Origin of the sequence: Flexivirga caeni (genome assembly GCF_003724155.1) — a bacterium.
GTDB lineage: Bacteria > Actinomycetota > Actinomycetes > Actinomycetales > Dermatophilaceae > Flexivirga > Flexivirga caeni.
Map to the genome: position 1 here is coordinate 60,331 of NZ_RJJQ01000020.1, position 22,243 is coordinate 82,573.

Below are 22,243 nucleotides of genomic sequence, written 5' to 3' on the forward strand. Positions count from 1 at the left end.
GACATCCGGCATCACACGGGGCAAGGTTGCTGATCATGAGCAGGTTGCTGACCGACGAGGAGATCACCCGGCAACTGGCCGATCTGCCGGGCTGGCGGCGCGACGGTGACACGTTGCGGTCGTCATACAGCTCACCGAGCTTTGCGGCCGCAATCGAATTCGTCCGGCTGGTCGCGGTCGACGCCGATCAGATGGACCACCACCCCGACATCGAGATCTCCTACACGACCGTCCGGTGGACGTTGTCGACCCACAGCGAGGGCGGCATCACCCAGCTCGACATCGAGCTGGCGCATCGCATCGGCGAGGCAGCCGAGTCGACCGGATCGACGACTTCCGGATGACCAGCGCCTCGGTGGAGCCGCACGACGGCGAGCTGCAGGACAGCGGGCTCGCCGGCCGGCTCAACTGGCTCCGTGCCGGGGTGCTCGGCGCCAACGACGGCATCGTGAGCGTGGCCGGCATCGTCGCGGGCGTAGCCGGTGCCACGACGAGCCGCTCGACCATCGCCATCGCGGGCGTGGCCGGCCTCGTCGCGGGCGCATTATCAATGGCCGCAGGCGAATACGTATCAGTGAGCACCCAGCGCGACAGCGAGCGAGCGATGTTGCGCAAGGAGCGACGCGAGCTGCGGGAGCTGCCGCAGGAGGAGCTGGAAGAGCTGACCCAGATCTACCAAGCCAAGGGGCTGCGCCGGGAACTCGCCGAGCAGGTCGCCGCGGAGCTGACCGCGCACGACGCCCTCGCCGCGCACGCCGAGGCGGAGCTGGGCCTCGACCCGGACGACCTGACCAACCCGTGGGAGGCGGCCGCTGCGTCGTTCCTGTCCTTCACGGTCGGTGCGCTCATCCCGCTCATCGCGATCCTGTTGCCAGCCGCCGCATTTCGGGTGCTGGTCTGCTTCGTGGCGGTGGCGGTGGCGCTCGTCGTGACCGGAGCCGTCAGCGCGCGGCTCGGGCAGGCGCCGGCCGGTCCGGCCATCCTCCGCAATGTCGCCGGCGGTCTGCTCGCCATGGCCATCACGTATGGCGTGGGCACCGTCGTCGGCACAGCAGTCTGAGCCGCGGAAGCCGCCCGTCACGTTCGACCATACAGCTGGCAGTCGGTCGAGGACTTCGCTGGCTGTGAGGTCGTAGCCGGTCGCTCCGGTGATCACCGAGCGGGGTACGTACCCACCGAGCGGGGTAGAACCACACACGCGTAACGGCCGGTTTTCTACCACGCTCGACACCGAAGTACCCCGCTCGGCGCTGGCCCGCTCTTGGGTATGCCAATCGCGCGGCATGGCGCGCGCTGGACATACTCGCGGCTCGGCCTCCGCGACTCACCGCACGATCGTGCCTGCACGCTTGACCGCGCGGGTGATCGGCTCGACCTGGGCCTGCGCAACGCCGTCCAGCCGCGCCACGTCCTCGGAGACGAAACGGTAAAGGCTGTCGACGTCGGGAAAGCCCACGGACAGCATGATGCTGGTTGATCCGGTTGTGGCAGCGCAGAATCGGACCGATGGATGCCTGGCCATTGCCTCCCCCACGGCGTGCAGGTGAGCGGGCGCGACGGTGAGGAGCACCCGCGCCACCAGTGGATTGCCGAAGAATGCGTCGTCGAGGTCCACGTCGAAGTAGAGCAGCCCGCCCTCGCGCAGCTCGGTGACGCGCCGGCGCACCTGCGCTTCCGTCCAGCCTCCGCCCGCAGCGCACAGGTCGGCGTATGACGCGCGGCCGTCGAGCATGAGCGCCTGCAACAGCGGTTCGTCGCGTTCGGTCAGCTGCACCGGCCGATCGCTGCGCTCCGGCGTGCCGGCGAGCAGTTGCGCCTCCTGGTCCGGGGTCAGAAAGTCCGGACCGACCCGCCAGTCCTGCGTCGTCGAACCCCGGAAGACGTGCAGCACTGCCTCTGCCTCGATGCCGGTGATCTGCACGGTCCGCGGCAGTTGTTGCAGCAGCAGCTGATCCTGGTCGTCGAGGGTACGCGGGCGCAGCACGCAGTCGACCTCGGTCCCGCCCTGCAGGATCGCCACCCATTGGACGTCATCGCGCCTGGCCAGCGCGTGGCTGATCCGCCCGGACGCGTCCGGGCGGCAGAAGAGCCGCAGCATCCAGTTCTGCCGGCCGAGCGGTTCCGGGTCCACGAAACCGATCACCCGCGCCGCTCCACTGGTGCGCAGCCGCCGATAGCGCCGCGCGACGGTCTGCTCGGAGACACCGAGCACCGAGCCGATCACCGCGAACGGTGCGCGCGGCGCCGTCTGCAAGGCGTGCGTGAGCTTGATGTCCATCTCATCCACTGTGGCGGATTTCTTCCCAGGAGCTGCAGCCATGGCGGAAATCTACGCTGCCCCCATCCTGGCTGGTTGCCTGTCCCGAATCGCCGGATCCTGGAAACCACTCCCGGAAAGGTTTCTCACCATGCGCAAGTGGCTTCCACTGCTCACCATCTGCATCGGCACCCTGATGCTGCTCGTCGACGTGACGATCGTCAACGTCGCACTACCCGACATGGCCGTCAGCCTGCGGACGAACTTCAGCTCGCTGCAGTGGGTCGTCGACAGCTACGCCCTCGTCCTCGCCGCGTTCCTGCTCGGCATCGGCTCGATCGCAGACCGTCTCGGACACCGTTCCGCGTATGTCGTAGGCCTCTCGCTCTTCGCATTGGCTTCTGCCGCCTGCGGATTCGCCGGCAACTCCACGGTCCTCGTGGCAGCACGCGCGGTGCAGGGGCTCGGCGGTGCCGCGATGTTCGCGACCACCTTCGCTCTCCTCAACCGCAGCTACACCGGGCGGGACCGCGGCACGGCATACGGCATCTGGGGCGCCGTTTCCGGCGCGGCGGCCGCGATCGGGCCGATCGCCGGTGGATTGCTGACCGAGCACCTCTCCTGGCGGTGGATCTTCTTCGTCAACCTGCCGTTCGCCATCACCGCGATCGTGTTGTGCTTCCTCGTGCTTGCCGAGAGCGAGCGGCACCGTTCGCCACTCGACCTGTCCGGCATCGCGACGTTCACGATCTTCGCAGCGGCGTTGACCTTCGGACTCATCCGGGCGAACGAGCACGGCTGGGGCGCAGGCCTGGTGCTCGCATCGTTCGCACTGTCGATCGTGATGCTGGTTGCATTCATCGTCGCCGAGACGCGGAGCGATCATCCGATGCTCGACCTGGGCTTGTTGCGCAGCGGTGCGTTCACCGGCGCGCTGATCGCCGGATTCGTCCTGTCCGCAGCGGCATTCGCCTACCTGACCTACACCTCGATCTGGCTGCAGTCAGTCCGTGGCATGTCACCGGTGCAGGCCGGTCTTGCTACGCTGCCGCTGGCCGTGGCGTCGTTCGTCACCAGTGCGAGCATCGGCCGGCTCATGCACGGCAATCGCAACTGGCTGGCGGTCGGGCTCGGGATCGGGCTGACCGGTGCCGGCGGACTGCTCGTCGCCTGGCAGCTGAGCGGAGCAAGCGCAAGCTGGACTGCGTTGTTGCCCGGCCTGGTCGTGACCGGAGTCGGTGTCGGTCTTGCAGCACCCACCCTGAGCTCGACGGCGATGTCTGCCGTCGCACCGCAACGCGGTGGTATGGCGGCCGGAGCAGTCAACACGGCACGCCAGCTCGGATTCGCGCTCGGGATCGCAGCGCTGGGAACGGTTTTCGCCGCCCGCATCAAGTCGGTCCTGGTCGCGCACGACATGCCGCACGCGTCCGGCGCGTCAGCGGCGGTCGCAGGGGGCCAGGCACGCGCGGTCCTCTCGCACGTTCCTGCGGACGCACAGGCAGCGGCCGACCACCTGGTGCACCTCGCCGCAGTTGATGGGCTACGGCTCACCGCACTCGTCGCGGGAGTGCTCGGCGTCGTGGGCGGTGTCGTCGCCGGCCTGCTGATCCGGCCGCGCCGGTCCGCGCCGGCCAGTACCCCGGCATACGACGAGCAGGACGAGCGCCTCGCCCCCGCGGAGGGTGCAGTCTCCTAGAACCCATCCATCGGGACCGTGGTCACGAACCCCGGCCATGACAGCAGCTGCACTGCGAGCCAGCTTTCGAGCAGCCGCGACCGGGGTGCTGGCAGTCGGCGCAGGGCTGGCTGCCGGTCAGCTGGTCGCGGCGGTGCGCGATCCAGCCACCGCACCGATCCTGGCCGTGGGTTCGACCGTGATCGATCACACGCCGACTGCTTTGAAAGACTGGGCAATTCGCCAGTTCGGCACCCACGACAAACTCGTGCTGCTCTCCTCGATCGCGGTCGCTGTCCTCGCATTGGCCGTCACGTCCGGCCTGATCGCCACGCGCAGTCTCACGGCGGGAATCGCTGCACAGGCAACCATGCTCGCCGTTGCGGGCTACGCGGTGCTGACTCGCCCGTTCGCCACGGTCACGGATCTGGCGCCGACCGCAGCGGCCGGTGCCGTGTCGATCCTGGTCCTGCTGGCACTGCACCGGATCGACAGACCACCTTCCGACCGACGATCGCCTCAGCAGGAAGCCCGGGCGGGCGTCGGACGGCGCGACTTCGTGCTGGCCTCGGGGGTGAGCGCGACGATGACGGCAGCCGGGTTCGTCGGTGCTGACCGGCTGGCCGCTCGGCGCTCGGCCATCGATGTCCGGCTGCCGGAGGCGGCCGACCCGGCTCCGCCACTCCCGCGCGGGATCGATCGGCTCGTCCCCGGCGTCACGCCGCTGCGCACCCCGAACGGCACCTTCTACCGGGTCGACACGGAACTGACCGTGCCCGCCGTCGACGCCTCGGACTGGTCCCTCCGCATTGACGGAGACGTCGAAAACCCCTATTCACTCTCGTATTCCGAGCTCCTCGGCCGTCCGCTCGTGGAGCGCAACATCACCATCACCTGTGTCAGCAACGAGATCGGCGGAGGGTATGCCGGGGGCGCAACGTGGCGAGGGGTGCTCACCCGCGACCTGCTGGCAGCGGCACGTGTGAAGGACCCCGGGCGACCGGACCTGCAGGTCCTGAGCACGTCGACGGACGGCTTCACGATCAGCACTCCGCTCGAGGCCCTCACCGACGATCGCGATGCGATCCTCGCCGTCGGGATGAATGGCGCACCACTGCCTCGGTCCCACGGGTTCCCCGCGCGCCTGGTTACGCCCGGCCTCTACGGCATGCTCGGCTGCACCAAGTGGGTGACCCGGCTGACCGTCACGACATACGCCGCCCGGAAGGCGTATTGGACGCAACGGGGCTGGACGACGACAGGCGAGATCAAGCCCACTGCGCGGATCGACGTGCCGCGCTCATTCGCTTCCGTCCAGCGGGGTCGGGTGCTGATCGGCGGCACGGCCTGGGCGCAGCGACGAGGCGTCGTCCGGGTGCAGGTCAGCGTCGACAACGGGCCATGGGAAGACGCGAGCATGGGACCGGACGTCAACATCGACTACTGGCGGCAGTGGTACTTCGTGTGGGCGGACGCCGCAGCCGGCCAGCACAGCGTCCGAGCACGCGTGGTCTACGGCCATGACCAACTGCAGACCTCGAAGCGGGCAGGAGTCTTTCCCAACGGTTCGAGTGGTGTGGAGGAACGCTTCTTCGTGGTGCGCTGAAACTGGCCAATCCGACAGCCCTTGCACTCCGAATCACCAATGTCATCAACCAGAATCACCTTCTGAAGGAGTTGAGGTCAGTGAAAGCACGCCCTACCCTCGCTGTTGTGGCCACCGCCCTGCTCGCGGCATCGCTCACTGCGTGCGGCTCGTCCGGCTCGTCCGGATCGAGTGCGAGCAACACCACCTCCGGTGGCGGCGCAGCCACCACGACGTCCACGGCGATGTCGAGCGGATCCGGCATGAGTAGCAGCACCGGCGCCACGAAAGTCGCCGCGATGCCGTTCGGTCCCGCCTGCTCGACGGTTCCCAAGAGCGGAAAGGGGTCCTTCGACGGTATGGCGCAGGATCCTGTCGCAACCGCGGCTTCGAACAACCCCGCACTGTCGACCTTGACCGCCGCGGTCAAGAAGGCTGGCCTGGTCGACACGCTCAACAGTGCGTCGGCGCTGACCGTGTTCGCGCCGGCGAACTCGGCGTTCGCCAAGCTGCCCAAGGCGCAACTCGACGCGGTGCTCGCCAACAAATCCAAGCTCACGGCCTTGCTCACCGGGCACGTGGTCAAGGGACGGCTGAGCGCCGCCCAGCTGGCTGGGAGCCACCAGTCGCTGGGCGGAACGACCATCACGGTCACCGGATCGGGCGAGAAGTTCATGGTCGACGGCACCGCGAACGTAGTGTGCGGGAACGTGCAGACCGCGAACGCGACCGTCTACATCATCGACAGCGTCCTGATGGCCAAGTAGGCCGTCGCACGGGTGGTGGGACATGCCAGCGCTCGCCCCGCATGCGCCCACCCGTAAGAATGGGGACGTGACCGCGGGCGAACCTCCTTCGTTGGCCGGCCTGCTGCAGCAGGTCGGCCAGGGGGACGAGGCGGCGTTCACGCAGCTGTATGACGCGACCGCCGCGCGCGTGCACGGGCTCGTCTGCCGCGTCGTGGTCGACCGGGCCATGAGCGAGGAGGTCACCCAGGAGGTGTTCCTCGAGGTATGGCGGACCAGCCCGCGCTTCTCGCCGGACCGCGGGTCTGCACTGTCCTGGCTGTTCACGATCGCGCATCGTCGCGCGGTCGACCGGGTCCGCTCGGTGAACGCCGCTCGCCACCGCGACGCAACGTACGTGTCGACGCAGTCCGAACCGGCATACGACTCCACCTCCGAACAAGTCACCGGATCGCTCCAGGCGGTTTCGGTGCGCGCGGCCATCGCCCAGTTGTCGCCCGTCCAGCGAGAGGCCGTCGAGCTCGCCTACTTCGAGGGCATCTCGCATGCCGAGGTCGCGCAGCGCCTGGGGATCCCGCTCGGCACCGCCAAGTCGCGGATCCGCGACGGTTTGCTCGCCCTGCGTGCGGCGTTCGGAGGTGAAGCATGACAAGCAAACACGTGGACGCGGTCGACTACGCGATGGACGCACTCGACGACCTCGCCCGGCGAGCGGCCGACCGGCACCTGGCGGACTGTGCGCAGTGCCGGCGCGAGGTGGCCGAATGGCGGGAGCTGACAACGGTGGTCGGTGAGTCCGTCCCGCCGGTGGCGCCGCCGCCGGCGCTGCGCGAGACGGTGCTGGCAGCCGCGCGATCGACTCCGCAGGAGTCCGGCACGGACCGCGCAACCGACGCGCAACCGAGCCGGCCTCGCGCACGCTGGTTGCTTGCAGCGGCAGCGGCCCTCGTGCTGATAGCCGGTGGCATCTCGGTGGCCGTGCATCCCTGGTCGGGCCACTCGGCCCCGGCGAGCGCGGTGGCACAGGTGACCAACGCGCCGGACGCGCGACGGGCGAGTAAGGCCGTCGACGGGGGGTCCCTGGTGATGGTCTTCTCCGCGAAGGAGGAGAAGGCGGTCGCCACCCTGCAGGACGTGCCGGCGGCCGCAACGGGCAAGGTCTACCAGGCGTGGTTCGTCACTCCCTCAGGAATGGTCGACGCCGGCCTCCTCCAACCCGGGAAGCCGACCGTCCTGCGCGGCAGCACCGCGAACGCATCCGGGGCCGCGGTCACTGTCGAGCCCGCCGGCGGCTCGAAGCAGCCGACAAGCAAACCCATCGTCGTGGTTTCCATGAGCTGATCACCCATCCGTCTGCCCCGCGGCGACGAACCCCACCGGACAAACAGTTCCGGCGAAAGGGAGTTCGGTGGTCGATCACTTCGCGATCGTCGGCAGCGGCGTCTCCGGGCTGGTCGCTGCACACGTGCTGGCCCGGTCGGGCAAGGTGACCGTCTTCGAGGCCGACGACCGGCCGGGTGGGCATGCCCACACGCATGACGTCGCAGTCCCCGGGCAGGACAGCGTGCGCGTGGACAGCGGGTTCATCGTGCACAACGACCGCACCTACCCGACGCTGTGCCGCCTCTTCGACGAGCTCGGCGTTCCGACCCAGCCGACCGACATGAGCATGTCGATCTGGTCCGAGCGCACCGGCTGGCAATACGCGGGCGGCAAGGGCATTCGCGGTGTGCTGGCGGATCCGCGAACGGCGACCCGGCCGGCGTTCCTGCGCATGCTGTGGCAGATCCGCAGATTCCACCGCGAGGCGCGCACGTCGTTGCGGTCCGGCGACCAGAGCCCGCTGTCCTTCGGCGACTGGCTCGCCGGACGCGACTTCTCCGGCGACTTCCTGGAGCATTTCGCACGTCCGCTGGTCGCCGCAGTGTGGTCCTGCGCGCCGGCCGACGCACTCGCCTATCCGGCCCGCAGCCTGCTGACCTTCCTCGACCACCACGGCATGCTGTCAGTGACCGGATCCCCCGCGTGGCGGACCGTCACCGGCGGATCGCGCACGTATGTCGAGAGGCTCCTCGCAGGCCCGCGCATCGAGCTGCGCTGCGGCACACCGGTGCGTGCCGTCGCCGCTCGTGACGACGTCGTCACCGTGCAGACGGAGGACGACGAGCACGATTTCACCGGCGTCGTGATCGCGACCCACCCACGCGCCGCCCACGCGGTGCTGAAGTCACCGACCCCTGCCCAGACCGCAGTGCTGCTCGCAATGCGCTACTCCTCCAACGAGGTTCAGCTGCACACCGACACGTCGTTGCTGCCCCGCTCGGCGCGGGCGCGTGCTTCGTGGAACTACCTGCTGCCGCGCGGGCCCCAGGACGGTGTCTTGGTGTCGTACGACCTGACCCGGCTGATGCGACTGCCCTCCCCGGATGGCCGGCGCTTCATCGTCACGCTGGGCGGCGCCGGCCGGGTCGATCCGGCGACGGTGATCGCCCGGACGGCCTACGAGCACCCGCTCTACACCGCGGAATTCCTGCGTGCCCAGGCCCGCCTGTCCGGGTTGCGCGAAGCACGCATCGCCTTCGCGGGCGCCTACCACGGCTGGGGTTTCCACGAGGACGGCGCGCTCTCGGGGTTGCGCGCTGCCGAGGCGCTCGGGGGTCACTGGTGAAGCCCACGGCATACCTGGCGACGGTCCGGCATGTGCGAGTCGCGCCACTGCACAACGACTTCACCTACCGCACCTGCACCTGGGCGATCCCACTGAACGCGACCGACCCCAACCACGTACTTCCTTGGTGGCACAGAGGATTCGTCCGATTCCGGGCCGGTGATCATCTCGGCCGGTCACCGAGCTGGCGACAGAACATCGTCGACTTCGCGCACGCACGCGGCGTGGATGTGTCCGGCTGCGACATCACCGCACTGTGCGGTGGGGCCACCTCCGGCTACGCATTCGACCCGTTGACCCTCTACTGGTGCGCGGCGCCCTCGGGTGAATCCCTCGCCGTGATTGCCGAGGTCCGCAACACCTACGGCGAGCGCCATACCTATCTCCTTCAACCCGACGAACGCGACATCGCGCACACCGAAAAGTGTTTCTACGTCTCACCGTTCAACGACGTGACCGGGAGCTACACGATGTCCGTGCCGCCGCCGGACGCCGCCGGATTCGACATTCGGGTGACGCTGCACCGGCCAGGGAGCCGGCCGTTCGTCGCCACCTGGCGCGGCGTCCGCCCGCAGTCGTGGAGCGACCGGCTCCGGTTGGCGCTGCACCTGCCGGTCGCGGCGCAGCTAGTCACGGCCCGCATCCGGGTGCAGGGCATCCGGTTGTGGCTCCGCCGCCTTCCTGTGCAACCCCGTCCGCACCACCGTGAGGAGACGACATGACCTTCTTCCGCACCACGAGCACACTTCCCGGCGCGTCGCCGCGGGCCGTCGACGCGCGCCGGTGGCCCGATGTCGCGCGCATCCCGCACGGCGTGGTCGCGTCGGCGTCCGGAGCGGTCGCCGCCCGGCTCTTCACCTATGCCGTGGCGAGGTTGCCGATCCGCGTGGTCTTCCCGGACGGTCAGGTCCTGGGTGGCGACCGGCGGCCGTCCGCCCCGACGATGACGGTGGTCGCACCCCAGGCGTTGATGCGGCGCATCGGCACCGCGGGCATGATCGGCTTCGGTGAGTCCTACCTCGCCGGCGAATGGGACAGCAGCGAACTCGCCCGGCTGATCGAGCAGTTCGCCCGAGGGGTGGACACCCTGGTGCCGCGACCGCTGCATGCACTCAGGTCAGTCGTCCTGCGCCGCCAGCCCCGTGCCGACCGGCCCGACCGGGCACACTCGCAGAGCAACGTCACGCGCCACTACGACCTGTCCAACGAGTTGTTCGCGTCGTTCCTCGATCCGACGATGACCTATTCCAGCGCTCTCTTCGGCGGCGAGGCGGACGACCTGGCAACCGCGCAGCGCCGCAAGATGGACCGGCTACTCGACGAGACTGCCGTCGCCGCAGGGTCACGGGTCCTCGAAATCGGCTCGGGCTGGGGCGGATCCGCGCTGCGTGCCGCCCGTCGAGGGGCCACGGTCCGCAGCATCACGTTGTCCGAGCGACAACAACAGTGGGCCAATGCGATGCTTGCCGAGGAGGGCGTGGCCGGCGCCGCACACGTCGAGCTGTGCGACTACCGCGATGTCACCGGCACCTACGACGCGGTTGTCTCGGCGGAGATGATTGAAGCTGTCGGGCTGGAGTTTCTGGACACCTACTTCGCCACCATCGCGTCGGTCCTGCGGCCCGGTGGCCGCGCTGCGATCCAGGCGATCGTCATGCCGCACCGCCGAGCACTGGAGACTCAGCGCACCTACACCTGGATTCACAAGTACATCTTCCCGGGCGGTGCACTCCCGTCGGTGCGGCTGATCACCGAGTCGGCCGGGCGGGCCGGGCTGCGGCTGACCGGCGAGCTGCCGATGGGCGACTCCTACGTGCGCACCCTCGATGACTGGGCCCGCCGATTCGCCGAAAGCGCCTCGCACGTCGAGGCTCTCGGCTTTGATGCGACCTTCCGGCGGATGTGGGACTTCTACCTGCGCTACTCCGAGGGCGGGTTCCGTGCCGGCTACCTCGACGTGCGCCAGCTGACCTTCGTCCGCGAGGACTGCGCATGACGGGGGTCGCGCCGGCGCTGGAGCAATCACTGCGGCCGCTCCTGCGCGGCCCGTTGCCCGTCCGGCTGACGGCGTGGGACGGCAGCACTGCCGGCGCCACCGGACCGCGGGTCCGGCTCAACCACCCGGACGCATTGCGCCGCCTGCTGCGCCATCCCGGTGAACTCGGTGCCGCACAGGCCTACGTCGCCGGCGACGTCGAGTTCGACGGGGAGGTGAGTGAGTTGCTGCAGCTGTTCCGGCATACCGGAGAGGAGCGCGGCCTGGCGCACCGGCGCCCTGGTGCGGTGAGTCTGGTAAAGGCGCTGCGCGGCGTGATCGCTGCCGGCGGACTCGGCCGGCGGCCACCGGATCCCGCGTCGCAGCTCAAGGTTCGTGGCCGGCTGCACTCCCGGGCCCGCGACCGCGACGCCATACACGGCCACTACGACGTGCGCAGCGACTTCTACGAGCTGGTCCTCGACCGGAGCATGGCCTACTCGTGCGCCTACGTGACCCGGGGAGATCTCGGCTCTTGCGAGACGGCCGGTTACACGCTCGAGGACGCCCAGCACGACAAGCTCGATCTCGTGTGCCGCAAGGTCGGGCTGGACGCTCGTCCCGGGATGCGCCTGCTGGACGTCGGCTGCGGGTGGGGAGCGCTCGCGCTCCACGCGGCCGACCGCTACGGCGCCAAGGTCACGGGCGTGACCATCTCCGAGGAGCAGAAGGCCTTTGTCGACAGGCGAATTCACGAGCGAGGACTGGGCGACCGGGTTTCCGTCGAGCTGCGGGACTACCGGGACGTGACCGGGCGGTATGACGCGGTCGTGTCGCTCGAGATGGGCGAGCACGCCGGCGACAAGGGCTACCCCGACTATGCCCGCGTGCTGCACGACGCGGCGGACGGCGACGCACGCGTTCTGGTGCAGCAGATGAGTCGTCGCGGCCGGCATCCGGGAGGGGGCCCGTTCATCGAGGCGTTCATCGCGCCCGACATGACCATGCGTCCCGTCGGTGACACGATCGAGCTGCTGGAGGCGGCCGGCCTGGAGGTGCGGGACGTGCACGCGCTTCGGGAGCACTACGCCTGGACGGTGCGCTCGTGGCAGCGGCGCTTCGAGCTGCACCGCGCGGAGATCGAGCAGCTGGTGCCGGCCGAGACCGTCCGTGTCTGGGAGCTCTATCTCGCCGGAGGGCTCCTCGCCTTCGAGGAGGGCCGGATGGGGGTCGACCAGATCGTGGCCGTTCGGCGGCGACCGGGGCGATCCGGCCTTCCGGCGGTCCGTCCGCCGGGTTGGAGTGCAGCGCATGACTGACCTCGCCGAGATGGCCCTCGTCAGTGCGGTGGTGCTGGCTGCTCTGCAAGGGTGCGCCGCGCTCTGGGGACGGCTGGCCGGTCGCTGGATGGTTGCCGACGTCGTCTGGGGCCTCGGCCTGGCGGCCGTTGCCCTGCTCGGACTCGCGACCGGGTCCGGTGGCGGGGTGCGCCGCTGGGTCCTCGTGCTGGTCGTCGGGGTATGGGGCGGTCGTCTCGCATCCCACGTGTGGGGGCGCCTGCGCACGCAGGATCACGATGACCCGCGCTACGAGCGGATGGCGGCCGGTCGCAGCAGGATCGCGACCGCGCTGCGCGTTTTCGGGATGCAGGGGGTGATCCAGTGGGTCGTGTCGCTGCCGATCCAGGTGTCGGCGGTGAGCGGTGACCCGCACGGATTACGCTGGGCTGTCGCGATATTCGGGTCGCTCGTCGCGGTCGGGGGCATCGCTCTCGAAACGGTCGCGGACCGCCAGTTGGAGCGCTACAAGCGGCAGGACCCGCGTCCGGTCGTCATGGACCAGGGGCTGTGGGCGTGGTCGCGTCATCCGAACTATTTCGGCGATGCGTGCGTCTGGACCGGCGTCTACCTGGTCGCATGCTCGACCTGGCCGGGCGTGCTGACGATCATCTCGCCGGTCGTGATGACCGCCCTGCTGATCTGGGGCAGCGGCGTCCGCCTGACGGAGCGCGCGATGGCCGACCGGCCCGGCTACGCCGCATACCAGGCCAGGACGAGTGCGTTCGTGCCCCGGCCGCCGCGCCGCGGATGAAACGCGGCATACATTGGCCGTATGACGATTCTCGACGCGCCCATCGCCCGACTCGACGGAACGGCCGGCACGCTCGCCGACATCACGCTGGGGCGGCCCGCGCTGCTGGTGAACGTGGCGAGCAAGTGCGGGCTCACCCCGCAGTACACCGCGCTCGAAGCGCTGCAGAAGGATTACGAGGCAAGGGGATTCACCGTCGTGGGCTTCCCGTGCAACCAGTTCGCCGGGCAGGAGCCGGGCTCGGCGGAGGAGATCCAGGAGTTCTGCAGCGCCACGTATGGCGTGACGTTCCCGCTGACCGAGAAGATCGACGTCAACGGCGACGACCGGCACCCGATCTACCAGGCGCTGACGGAGTCGGCCGACCAGGACGGTCACGACGGTGACATCCAGTGGAACTTCGAGAAGTTCGTGGTCGGCGCGGACGGGTCGGTCGTGCAGCGCTTCAGCCCGCAGGTGACGCCCGACGACCCGCGGGTGACCGCGGCCATCGAGGCGACCCTGGGCTGATGGGCGAGGTCACGCTGAGACCACTCGTCGAAGCGGACGTCGACGCGCACAATGCCGGCGAGGACGAGGAGACCATGCGCTGGCTCTCCGGCGGCAAGGGAACGCGTGAGTCGACGAGGCGCCACTTCGCTGGTCTCGCCGCGAATGCGGCACGTGGCGAGGGCAAGCGCGGTTTCGGCATTGTCGTCGACGGGCGACTCGGTGGTTACGTCGACTGTGACCCGGCAGTTGACGACGGCCTCGACGCGGGTGAGGTCAACGTCTCGTATGCCGTCCATCCCTGGGCACGACGGCACGGTGTCGCGACTCGTGCCGTCACCTTGATGTGCGACTACCTGCGGGCCGAAGGCATCGGCACGCGTGCCGCCTTGCGGATCGAGCCGGAGAACGTAGCCTCCCTCGGCGTCGCCGACCGCACCGGTTTCCGGTTCGTCCGGGAGTTCACCTCGGCCACCGACACGCATCCGGACGGCACGCCCGTCACCTTCCGCCTCTACCTGCGCGATCTGTGATTGGGGGATCCGACCCGATGCATGCCGCTGACAACTATGTGCCCGCTGGTGCGACAGCTCTGGTCGGCCTGCGGTTCGAGCTGTTCGTCCAGGATGTCGCGACATCGGTCCGCTTCTATCGCTCGACCCTCGGCCTCCAACCTCCGCCGACGTGGTCAGGCGACGGGTACGTGTCACTGAGGTCCGGAGCGATCACCATTGGTGTCCAGCACCATGCGAAGCTGCCCGCCGGGCACCACTTCAGCCCCGACCGGCTCGCCGGACCCCGAGGCGTAGGGCTGGAGATGGTCGTCGAGGTCGACGATGTCGACCTTGCCTACGCGAACGCAGCGCCCCACGCCGAATCTTGTGGTGGCAGCGTCGAGCCACTTGCGGACCAGCCGTGGGGGCTGCGCGATTTCCGCCTCGTCGACCCGGACGGCTACTACCTGAGAGTCACGTCACTCCGGAGGTGGGGCGGGTGATGGGTCTTTCACCGCGTTGGTAGAGGGCCGGTGATGGCTTGCTGGAGGGCGTTGCCGAACGCGGCCTTGAACGCCGCGGCGGGGAGCGACGCGGCGGGTTGCAGCCGGTAGATGTACCGAGTCAGGATCATCCCGGCGATCAGGCACTCGACCATCGCGGAACGCTGTCGCCCTTCGGTGGTGTCTCCCAGAGCATGGCGGAGCGGCACTGTCTGTTGGGCTTCCAACTCGGTCTGCAACAGCTCGTAGCTGGCCTCGTGCGAAAGGGATGAGCGGACGAGTGCCAGCCAGGGGTCGTCGTCTGCCATCTGCTCCCAGCGGTCCATGTACGCCTGCGCGATGCGGAGGCCCATGCCCTCAGTGCTCCCTTGTAGCGCGGCCGGTGGAATGTGGAATCGGCCAACCGCTTCCATGAACAGCGACTCCTTGCCGCCGAAGTAGGTGACCACGAGCGCATGGTTGACGTCGGCCTCCTGCGCGATCGCGCGAATCGAAGTCTGTGCGTAGCCATGCCTGGCAAACAACCGCCGTGCTGCAGCGAGCACATCGGCGCGTCGTCCTTCCGGGTCGTGGCTCGGAGGGCGGCGCTGTGGGGATGGTTGGGACGTGCTCACCTCACCAAGTCTAACCATGTGGTTAAGATGTGTCCCACACATATCTAACCGTATGGTTATTTTCTACTGCGGGCCGATGACCACTCGCTCTCGTTTGCCCGCCCCGAGAGGAAGTCCTGATGCGTCCAGCCACATACACGATTGCCGCTCTCGCGCATGGACAGACCCGGTGATGGGAGTCGCTGCGACCCAACCGAGCGGGCGTCTGAGCGAGTGCGGGCGGCGTCGGTTGACGTTGCTGGCGATGTGCGTAGCGACCTTCATGATCCAGCTCGACGTGACAATCGTGAACGTTGCGCTTCCCTCGATCCAGGCCAGTCTGCGCACCACGCCCGGCGGTCTGGAGTGGGTTATCAGCGCCTACGCGCCGGCGCGATCGGTACCTGGGCCGCGATCGGCGGCACTGGCTTCGGCGTCGGACCCGTCGTCGGCGGCGTCCTGCTCACCTTCTTCGGCTGGTCCTCGGTGTTCTGGGCGAACATCCCATTCGCCGCGGTCGCGATCACGCTCACCCTCATCGCTGTTCCCGAGTCACGTAACCCCTCATCGCGTCGTCTCGACCTACTCGGCGTCGCGTTCAGTGCTCTTGGGCTGGTCGGGCTCACTCTCGGGCTGATCGAGGCGTCCTCGCACCCGTGGACTTCCATTGCGGTGCTCGGACCGCTCCTGGTCGGCGCTGCGCTGTTGGTCTGCTTCGTGCATTGGGAGCGGCGGACAGCCGAACCGATGATCCCCCCTGCCCTGCTCGCCGCGCGCAGCTTCGTCAGCGCCTCGGGCGTATATCTCGTGAGCTATGCCGCGTTCGGCGCGTTCATGTACTACCTCACCCTGCTCTATCAGGACGTCAACGGCTGGTCGCCACTCAAGACCGGGCTGTCGTGGCTGTTCATGAACGTCCCGTTCCTCCTCATGGCCCAGCTCACCGGTCGTATCGACCGCCGGCACCCACCCGCGAGAGTGGTCAGCACCGGGTGCCTCGTCGCCGCCATTGGCATCTTCGTCCTCAGCCGGGCCGACGCGACCAGCCCATTTGTACACACCGCCCTCGGCTATGTCCTTGCTGGAATCGGATTCGGGACCATCGTGCCCGGCGTCACCCATATCGCCATGCGCGATGTGCCTGCTGGCGTCTCCGGCGCGGGGTCCGGGGTCGTCAACGCGTCTCGCCAACTCGGCACCTCCATCGGTCTGGCCGTGCTCGGCAGCATCGGCGTCACCGCATCAACCTCCCACTGGCACAACGCGATCCACCGGCTTCCTGCCTCCGCTCACGTCGCCGCGTCCGCCCAAACGCAGAACGTCGCCGGAGCACACATCAGCGCCGTCACCCACGCCCTTGGCCCTGCCTACCGACACACCGCCATCCAGTCGTTCGTCCAGGGATTCCACCTCGCCCTCGGCATCGCTGCCGCCTTGGTGCTCGCCGCCGCGATCACCGCACTACTCGGATTCCGCAAGCCAGCCACGGCATCCGACGTCCTGATTCCCTGAACTGTCCACGATGTCCTCAGGCATCGCAGTCACCGCTTTGGTGATCAGAATGTCGGGATTGTGTCATTCGTTGTATCGCCTGTCACAGTCCGGACAGACCGGGCTGTGAGTCCCGGATTTGTCCTCGGTAAGACGGGCGCTACCCAAGCCCGGCACCCGGCCGTAGCCACCTGCCCGCGGCCGCCGACGGATCCAGCCAGGCATGGGATCGTTGACGGCACAACCGCATCCGCGCCAGCCACCCCGGAGGTCACCGTGCCCGTCCCGCTCTTCCCCGCGTCCGCAGCCTGGTCGGACGCCGGCCGGTTGTCCGTCGGCGGCGTCGACTTGCACGACCTCGCGAGCGAATTCGGCACTCCGGCATACGTTTTCGACGTTGCCGAGTTCCGCAACAGGGCGGCGCAGCTGGTCGACGGGCTCACCGCCCGCTGGCCGAACTCCCAGGTGCTCTTCGCCTCCAAGGCGCTCCCCACCGTGGCCACCTACGCGCTCGCAGCGCACTGCGGGCTCGGCATCGACGTCTCCGGGCAGGGCGAGATCGTCATGGCCCTCGCCGCCGGCGTCGACCCGAAACTGCTGTATTTCCACGGCAATGCGAAGACCACCGAGGAACTCACCTTCGCCGTGCGGTCGGGGGTCGGCACCATCGTGATCGACAACGCGGACGAACTCGACCGCCTGCTCGCCATACCTGCGCCAGGTCAGCATGTGCTGATCCGGGTCATCCCCGGAGTCGCGCCCGAGACGCACCCGTCGCAGTCGACGGGCGGGTCGGACTCGAAGTTCGGCGTCCCCTACGACCAGGCTCACGCGATGACCGAGAAAATCCGTTCTAGCGAAATGGTTTTCGACGGCGTGCACCTGCACATCGGCTCGCAGATCCTCCACGCCGCACCCTTCGGCGAGGCCGTCCGGCAACTCGCCGAGTTCCCCGGCTGCGCGGTGTATGACGTGGGCGGTGGCCTCGGCGTGCCCTACACGTATGCCGAGCAACCGCCCTCGATCGACGCCTACCTCGACGCGATCGTCACAGCGGCACGCGACACGCTCCCCGCGGACGCGAAGCTGATCATTGAACCCGGGCGCTCCCTCGTCGCCATCGCCGGCCTGACGCTCTACACGGTTGTCAGCGTCAAGCGCACCGGCCGCACGTTCGTCGCGGTCGACGGCGGGATGGCTGACAACCTCGACCCGGCGCTGACGCAGCAGCGCTACGAGGCGGTCATCGCGCAGGACCGGCCGGACGCCCCGCTCGTGCAGTGCGACCTGGTCGGCCGGCAGTGCGAGTCCGGCGACAAGCTGATCGGTGACCTCGAACTCGCCGGCCCGCAGATCGGCGATCTCGTCGCGATGCCGGTCACCGGCGCCTATGCCTACACCCTGGCCAACAACTACAACGGCGCACGCAAGGCGCCGGTCGTGTTCGTCGAGGACGGCACGACACAACTCGTCGTCCGCCGCGAGACGTATGACGACCTGCTGTCCACCCAACTCGGCTGGCGGCCGTAGCGACGGTCAGGCGGACGCTTCGAGCTCCTCGACATCGTTATCGGACAACGTGATCGAGGTGGCCGCAATGTTCTCCTCGAGGTGGCTCAGCGACGACGTCCCCGGGATGAGCAAGACGTTGCCGGAGTGCTGCAGCAGCCACGCCAGGCCCACCTGTGCGGCCGTCGCTCCGAGCCGCTCGGCCACCTGCTGCACGGCGGCCGACTCGGTGACCTTGGGCATGCCGGGGAACGCCGAGCCGAGCGGGAAGAACGGCACGTAGGCGACGCCGCGGTCGGCGCACAACCGCAGGGTTGCCTCGTCGTCGCGGTGTAGCAGGTTGTAGGCGTTCTGCACGCAGACGGCACCCGCGTCAACGGCCGTGCGCGCCTGGTCCGCCGACACATTGCTCACCCCGAAGGCTTCGAGGCGGCCGTCGGCGACCAGCTGCTGCATCGTGTCAAGCTGCTCCTCCAGCGGGCAATAGTCGGCGTCCGTGCACTCCTCGCGCGGCATTACTCTCAGGTTGACCACCGGGATGCGGTCGAGCCCGAGCGACCGCAGATTCTGGGTGACCTGTTCGGTCAGCTGATCGGGGTGCTGGGCAGGCAGCCACGCCCCCGACTCGTCGCGACGGGCACCGATCTTGGAGACCAGCACGAGGTCCTCGGCATACGGGTGCAGCGCCTCGCGGATCAGCTCGTTGGCGACGTCGGGGCCGTAAAACTGAGCAGTGTCAATGTGATTCACGACCAACTCGACTGCTCGCCGCAGCACGGCCAGCGCCTCGTCGCGATCCCGTGGCGGCCCCATCACGCCCGGCCCGGGAAGCTGCATCGCACCGAAGCCCACGCGGTGCACGGAGTGACCTGCCAGGGTGGAGCTCTCGTTCGTCATACCCCTAGCTCAGCACATCCGGTCCGACACCACTTCGCTGGAGACTGTTGTGATCTGGGCCACGTTCTGCCATAGTGACGGTTAATCGATTAAACAACGAGGAGATCGCATGGTTGTCCGGCTGCGTGACGTCGCCGCGGCGGCGGGTGTCAGCGACGCGACCGTCTCGCTGGCGCTTGCCGGCAACCCGCGCATCTCCACCGCGACCAGCGCGCGGGTGATTGCCGCCGCGAACCAGCTCGGCTACCGGCCGAACTCCGCCGCGAGAGCACTGCGGACCGAGTCGACCAAGAGTCTCGGCCTGATCGTCAGTGATGTCGCCAACCCGTTCTTCGCCGAACTCGCCGGGACGATCGAGCGCCAGGCAGCCCATGAGGGATACTCACTGATCCTCTGCAATTCGGACGAGGACGTCGCGCGCCAGGACGACTACCTGCTCAATTTGCTCGCCGGGAGCCAGGTCGACGGGGTGCTCCTTGTCCCGACTGCGTCCACAACTCCGGGCTTGCGTGCCCTCGCCGCCTCGGGCGCCAAGATCGTGCTGCTGGACCGGCCGATCACCGTGTCCGGCACGGGTGCGGTGGCCGAGAGCCTGCGCACCGTGCCGATCGTCAGTTCCGATCCGCGGCAAGCGCTGGCGGACGCGGCCGAACTCCTTGCCCGGCTCGGCCATCGGCGGGTCGGCGTGGTCGCGCCGCCACTGGCCACCCCACTGGGGCGAGACCGCCGCGGACAGATCCGGGACGCGCTCGTCTCGGCCGGATTCCGCAGCCGGGACATTGTCGTCGAGGAAGGCGACTTCCGGCAGGAGAGCGGCTACCGCGCCGCCGAAGCACTTCTTGCCTCGGGAAACCCGACAGTGATCATCGCCGCAGACGGACCCATGGGGGTTGGTGCGCTGAAAGCGTTGCGCGCGCACGGCATCCGGGTGCCGCACGACATGTCGGTGATCTGTTTCGACGACGCACCGTGGTTCGACCTCTTCGACCCGCCGCTGAGCGCTATCGCGCAGCCGATTGAAGAACTCGCCAGGGCAGCTATCGCGGCTGTCCTCGCTCAGCGAGAAGGCAATCCAGTGCTCGCGGCACACCCGCCGTGCACCTTCATCAGCCGCTCATCCTGCGGCGTGCCCGCCGGATAACACCCCCAGCACGTGCCCCTGCCGGGGCACATCCAGAAGTAACCATCCACCAACACACCCATGGAGAGATGCAATGAGAACACACGTCAGGACGGCTGCCACCGCCATAGTCATCGGCGGGCTCACCCTCACCGGCGTCACCGCCTGCGGCCGCGGTGGCTCTAGCGGAAGCAACGCGAGCAGCGGCACCCACGGTAGTAAATCGTCTAACCAGGGGTCGAAGGCCAAGATCGCGATCGTGACCCGTGACTTCTCCAACCCCTACTGGGCCGCGTTGCGCGATGGCGCCGTCGCCGAGGGCAAGGCGCAGGGGGTGACCGTCACCGTCAAGGCAGGTGCGAACGAAACGGACTCCCAAGGCGAGAACGCCCAGATCCAGACTCTTGCAGGACAGGACTACAACTGCTTCGGCGTTGTGCCGGTCAACGCGACGAACGTCATCACTCCGCTCGTTCCGGTCGCGCGCAAGAAGATCCCGATCCTCGACCTGGACACCCAGATCGACCCGGAGGCGTCGAAGAAGGCCGGCGTGTCCTACGCGTCGTTCATCGGGTCCGACAACCTGTCCGCCGGCGAGCAAGCCGGGCAGGAACTGCTCAAAGCGATGGGCGGTAAGGGAGACGTCGCCGTCCTCCAGGGCATCGCCGGCGAACAGAACGGCATCAACCGGCTGAACGGCTTCAAGAAGGTGACCGCCGGGAAGCTCACCATCGTGGCCGCTCAGCCAGCAAACTACGACCAGAACCTCGGGCTCACGGTGACCACCTCGATCCTGCAGGCACACCCGAACATCACCGGGATCTTCTCCGCCAACGACACGATGGCGCTGGGTGCCGCCCAGGCGGTCAAAAACGCCGGCAAAGAGGGCAAGATCAAGATCGTCTCGGTCGACGGCATCCAGGCAATGCTGTCGTCCATCAAGGCCGGCAAAAACACCGGCACGATGACCCAGTACCCGTATGTCGAGGGTCAGATGGCCGTTCAGGCGTGCATCGACAAGGTTGCCGGCAAGTCGATCCCGAGCCGGGTCGTCGCTCCCATCGCCTTCATCAACGCTGCGAACGTCGACAAGGCGATCAGCAACTTCCCCAAGCCGTTCACGCCGTTCGACGACCCGTTCGGCACCCCGAAGTCGAGTAGCAAGTGAGTATCTCCGAGCCCCAAGTCGCCGCGGACGCTGACCTTCCGGCGCGTCCGCGGCGCAACATGGGCGAGGCGGTCGCCCGCTATGCCGCCCCGATCGCCCTGGTGGCGCTCTTCGTCGTCTTCTTCATCGCGACGCCGAAGTTCCTGACCACAAGCAACATGACCGCGTTGTTCGTGTCGGCCGCGATCCTTGTCGTGATGTCCATGGGTCAGCAACTCGTCATCACGGTGGCCGGCATCGACCTGTCCGTCGGCTCCAACCTGCCGTGGGCCGCGACGGTCATCGGCTGGACCTGGACACACGGCTGGGGCACCCCGGCGGCGATCGCCGCCGGCATCCTCGCGGGCCTGGTTGTCGGCCTGGTCAACGGCCTGCTGGTCGCTCGGCTGAAGATGGCCGACTTCATCGTGACCCTGGGGTCACTGTCGGTGGTCAGCGGCCTGACCCTGCTGCTCACCGGCGGCAATCAGACCGCGGTTTCGTCCGGCTTCCTGCAAGGCCTGGCGCTCAACGGGATCGGACCGATCCGGTGGTTCTGGCTGGTCGCGGTGGTCGTCGCGGCGATCGCGGCATACCTGCTCTTCTGGACGCGCACCGGCACGTACCTGCTGAGCACAGGTGGCAACCTGGAGGCGGCACGCGACGTCGGCATCCCGGTCAACCGGGTCCGGTTGCTCGCGTATGCCGGCTCCGGCCTCGCCTGCGGTATCGCCGGCGTGCTCTTCGTCTCCAACAATGGCGGCTCCGACCCCACCATGCAGACCAACCTGCTGCTGAGCTCCATCGCAGCGGTCGTCCTCGGCGGGTCGAGTCTGAGTGGCGGTCGCGCGTCCATTCTCGGCACAGCGGCCGGGGCCGTGCTCCTGCAGACGCTACTCAACGGATTCACGCTGCTGGATATCTCGCAGTACTACCAGCCGATCGCGGTCGGTGTCGTGGTGCTCGGCGCAGCCTTCATCTCCCGCTTCCAGAGATAGGA

At 68.2% G+C, this 22,243-nt stretch carries 23 protein-coding genes; 20 read left to right on the forward strand and 3 right to left on the reverse strand.

Going from position 1 to position 22,243, the window contains the following annotated elements; translation table 11 throughout:
- Window positions 1-35 precede the first annotated feature (35 nt).
- Window positions 36-344 (forward strand): 4a-hydroxytetrahydrobiopterin dehydratase, encoded by a 309-nt coding sequence (locus EFY87_RS16820; RefSeq protein WP_123272648.1) that lies wholly within the window; start codon window positions 36-38, stop codon window positions 342-344.
- Entirely contained in the window at window positions 341-1,060 is a 720-nt protein-coding gene (locus tag EFY87_RS16825; protein WP_123272649.1) for a VIT1/CCC1 transporter family protein, read from the forward strand. Before EFY87_RS16820 ends, EFY87_RS16825 begins: the two co-directional genes overlap by 4 nt.
- 264 nt (window positions 1,061-1,324) lie before the next feature.
- Here the strand turns inward: EFY87_RS16825 and EFY87_RS16830 are convergent, their stop codons facing one another.
- On the reverse strand, window positions 1,325-2,320 hold the full coding sequence (locus EFY87_RS16830; RefSeq protein ID WP_123272650.1) for an Lrp/AsnC family transcriptional regulator: 996 nt from the start codon (window positions 2,318-2,320) through the stop codon (window positions 1,325-1,327).
- Window positions 2,321-2,408: 88 nt separating this feature from the next.
- Between EFY87_RS16830 and EFY87_RS16835 the strand changes: the two genes are divergently transcribed.
- The 13 genes from EFY87_RS16835 to EFY87_RS16895 all read left to right on the forward strand — a co-directional run bounded on the left by EFY87_RS16835 (window position 2,409) and on the right by EFY87_RS16895 (window position 14,486).
- Window positions 2,409-3,956, forward strand: a complete 1,548-nt coding sequence (locus tag EFY87_RS16835; RefSeq protein ID WP_123272651.1) for an MFS transporter — start codon at window positions 2,409-2,411, stop codon at window positions 3,954-3,956.
- Between the two features lie 37 nt (window positions 3,957-3,993).
- Complete coding sequence (locus tag EFY87_RS16840; RefSeq protein WP_123272652.1) at window positions 3,994-5,541, forward strand: molybdopterin-dependent oxidoreductase; 1,548 nt, start codon at window positions 3,994-3,996, stop codon at window positions 5,539-5,541.
- An 80-nt stretch (window positions 5,542-5,621) separates the two neighbouring features.
- A complete protein-coding gene (locus tag EFY87_RS16845) occupies window positions 5,622-6,287 on the forward strand; it encodes a fasciclin domain-containing protein (protein WP_342769135.1) in 666 nt (221 codons plus the stop codon).
- Window positions 6,288-6,354: 67 nt separating this feature from the next.
- Window positions 6,355-6,915, forward strand: a complete 561-nt coding sequence (sigK, locus tag EFY87_RS16850) for an ECF RNA polymerase sigma factor SigK (protein WP_245988719.1) — start codon at window positions 6,355-6,357, stop codon at window positions 6,913-6,915.
- Window positions 6,912-7,607 (forward strand): anti-sigma factor, encoded by a 696-nt coding sequence (locus tag EFY87_RS16855; protein ID WP_123272655.1) that lies wholly within the window; start codon window positions 6,912-6,914, stop codon window positions 7,605-7,607. Before sigK ends, EFY87_RS16855 begins: the two co-directional genes overlap by 4 nt.
- A 67-nt stretch (window positions 7,608-7,674) precedes the next feature.
- A complete protein-coding gene (locus EFY87_RS16860) occupies window positions 7,675-8,934 on the forward strand; it encodes an NAD(P)/FAD-dependent oxidoreductase (protein WP_220093677.1) in 1,260 nt (419 codons plus the stop codon).
- Window positions 8,931-9,656: a DUF1365 domain-containing protein gene (locus EFY87_RS16865; protein ID WP_123272656.1), complete on the forward strand. Its 726-nt coding sequence runs from the start codon at window positions 8,931-8,933 to the stop codon at window positions 9,654-9,656. Before EFY87_RS16860 ends, EFY87_RS16865 begins: the two co-directional genes overlap by 4 nt.
- Window positions 9,653-10,930: an SAM-dependent methyltransferase gene (locus EFY87_RS16870; RefSeq protein ID WP_123272657.1), complete on the forward strand. Its 1,278-nt coding sequence runs from the start codon at window positions 9,653-9,655 to the stop codon at window positions 10,928-10,930. Before EFY87_RS16865 ends, EFY87_RS16870 begins: the two co-directional genes overlap by 4 nt.
- Window positions 10,927-12,228: an SAM-dependent methyltransferase gene (locus tag EFY87_RS16875; protein ID WP_123272658.1), complete on the forward strand. Its 1,302-nt coding sequence runs from the start codon at window positions 10,927-10,929 to the stop codon at window positions 12,226-12,228. The genes EFY87_RS16870 and EFY87_RS16875 overlap by 4 nt, the downstream gene beginning before the upstream one ends.
- Window positions 12,221-13,000, forward strand: coding sequence for a DUF1295 domain-containing protein (locus tag EFY87_RS16880; RefSeq protein WP_123272659.1), 780 nt, complete (start codon window positions 12,221-12,223; stop codon window positions 12,998-13,000). The genes EFY87_RS16875 and EFY87_RS16880 overlap by 8 nt, the downstream gene beginning before the upstream one ends.
- 21 nt (window positions 13,001-13,021) lie before the next feature.
- Window positions 13,022-13,510: a glutathione peroxidase gene (locus EFY87_RS16885; RefSeq protein ID WP_123272660.1), complete on the forward strand. Its 489-nt coding sequence runs from the start codon at window positions 13,022-13,024 to the stop codon at window positions 13,508-13,510.
- Window positions 13,510-14,022, forward strand: a complete 513-nt coding sequence (locus EFY87_RS16890) for a GNAT family N-acetyltransferase (RefSeq protein WP_123272661.1) — start codon at window positions 13,510-13,512, stop codon at window positions 14,020-14,022. Before EFY87_RS16885 ends, EFY87_RS16890 begins: the two co-directional genes overlap by 1 nt.
- 17 nt (window positions 14,023-14,039) lie before the next feature.
- Entirely contained in the window at window positions 14,040-14,486 is a 447-nt protein-coding gene (locus EFY87_RS16895; protein WP_123272662.1) for a VOC family protein, read from the forward strand.
- An 8-nt stretch (window positions 14,487-14,494) separates the two neighbouring features.
- Here EFY87_RS16895 and EFY87_RS16900 read toward each other — a convergent pair whose 3' ends face one another.
- Window positions 14,495-15,100 (reverse strand): TetR/AcrR family transcriptional regulator, encoded by a 606-nt coding sequence (locus EFY87_RS16900; protein ID WP_158607688.1) that lies wholly within the window; start codon window positions 15,098-15,100, stop codon window positions 14,495-14,497.
- A 345-nt stretch (window positions 15,101-15,445) separates the two neighbouring features.
- Here EFY87_RS16900 and EFY87_RS16905 point away from each other — a divergent pair, with 345 nt between their 5' ends.
- Window positions 15,446-16,591, forward strand: coding sequence for an MFS transporter (locus EFY87_RS16905; RefSeq protein ID WP_158607689.1), 1,146 nt, complete (start codon window positions 15,446-15,448; stop codon window positions 16,589-16,591).
- Window positions 16,592-16,846: 255 nt separating this feature from the next.
- Window positions 16,847-18,100 (forward strand): diaminopimelate decarboxylase, encoded by a 1,254-nt coding sequence (gene lysA, locus EFY87_RS16910; protein ID WP_123272665.1) that lies wholly within the window; start codon window positions 16,847-16,849, stop codon window positions 18,098-18,100.
- 6 nt (window positions 18,101-18,106) lie between these two features.
- On the opposite strand, the gene EFY87_RS16915 is transcribed toward lysA, so the two are convergent.
- The gene (locus EFY87_RS16915; protein WP_123272666.1) at window positions 18,107-18,976 is read right to left on the reverse strand and encodes an oxidoreductase; all 870 of its coding nucleotides are present in this window, start codon (window positions 18,974-18,976) and stop codon (window positions 18,107-18,109) included.
- Window positions 18,977-19,085: 109 nt separating this feature from the next.
- On the opposite strand from EFY87_RS16915, the gene EFY87_RS16920 reads away from it, so the two are divergent.
- The 3 genes from EFY87_RS16920 to EFY87_RS16930 all read left to right on the forward strand — a co-directional run bounded on the left by EFY87_RS16920 (window position 19,086) and on the right by EFY87_RS16930 (window position 22,241).
- On the forward strand, window positions 19,086-20,117 hold the full coding sequence (locus EFY87_RS16920; protein ID WP_123272667.1) for a LacI family DNA-binding transcriptional regulator: 1,032 nt from the start codon (window positions 19,086-19,088) through the stop codon (window positions 20,115-20,117).
- A gap of 73 nt (window positions 20,118-20,190) precedes the next feature.
- On the forward strand, window positions 20,191-21,264 hold the full coding sequence (locus tag EFY87_RS16925) for a sugar ABC transporter substrate-binding protein (protein WP_123272668.1): 1,074 nt from the start codon (window positions 20,191-20,193) through the stop codon (window positions 21,262-21,264).
- Window positions 21,261-22,241, forward strand: coding sequence for an ABC transporter permease (locus EFY87_RS16930; protein ID WP_220093678.1), 981 nt, complete (start codon window positions 21,261-21,263; stop codon window positions 22,239-22,241). Before EFY87_RS16925 ends, EFY87_RS16930 begins: the two co-directional genes overlap by 4 nt.
- The last annotated feature ends 2 nt before the right edge of the window (window positions 22,242-22,243 follow it).

Coding starts and splice junctions, on each gene's coding strand:
- EFY87_RS16925 (WP_123272668.1), top strand. CDS start 20,191: ATGAGAACACACGTCAGGACGGCTGCCACCGCCATAGTCATCGGCGGG.
- EFY87_RS16840 (WP_123272652.1), top strand. CDS start 3,994: ATGACAGCAGCTGCACTGCGAGCCAGCTTTCGAGCAGCCGCGACCGGG.
- EFY87_RS16835 (WP_123272651.1), top strand. CDS start 2,409: ATGCGCAAGTGGCTTCCACTGCTCACCATCTGCATCGGCACCCTGATG.
- EFY87_RS16890 (WP_123272661.1), top strand. CDS start 13,510: ATGGGCGAGGTCACGCTGAGACCACTCGTCGAAGCGGACGTCGACGCG.
- EFY87_RS16885 (WP_123272660.1), top strand. CDS start 13,022: ATGACGATTCTCGACGCGCCCATCGCCCGACTCGACGGAACGGCCGGC.
- EFY87_RS16880 (WP_123272659.1), top strand. CDS start 12,221: ATGACTGACCTCGCCGAGATGGCCCTCGTCAGTGCGGTGGTGCTGGCT.
- EFY87_RS16870 (WP_123272657.1), top strand. CDS start 9,653: ATGACCTTCTTCCGCACCACGAGCACACTTCCCGGCGCGTCGCCGCGG.
- EFY87_RS16915 (WP_123272666.1), bottom strand. CDS start 18,976: ATGACGAACGAGAGCTCCACCCTGGCAGGTCACTCCGTGCACCGCGTG.
- EFY87_RS16875 (WP_123272658.1), top strand. CDS start 10,927: ATGACGGGGGTCGCGCCGGCGCTGGAGCAATCACTGCGGCCGCTCCTG.
- EFY87_RS16855 (WP_123272655.1), top strand. CDS start 6,912: ATGACAAGCAAACACGTGGACGCGGTCGACTACGCGATGGACGCACTC.
- EFY87_RS16895 (WP_123272662.1), top strand. CDS start 14,040: ATGCATGCCGCTGACAACTATGTGCCCGCTGGTGCGACAGCTCTGGTC.
- EFY87_RS16820 (WP_123272648.1), top strand. CDS start 36: ATGAGCAGGTTGCTGACCGACGAGGAGATCACCCGGCAACTGGCCGAT.
- EFY87_RS16920 (WP_123272667.1), top strand. CDS start 19,086: ATGGTTGTCCGGCTGCGTGACGTCGCCGCGGCGGCGGGTGTCAGCGAC.
- EFY87_RS16830 (WP_123272650.1), bottom strand. CDS start 2,320: ATGGCTGCAGCTCCTGGGAAGAAATCCGCCACAGTGGATGAGATGGAC.
- EFY87_RS16825 (WP_123272649.1), top strand. CDS start 341: ATGACCAGCGCCTCGGTGGAGCCGCACGACGGCGAGCTGCAGGACAGC.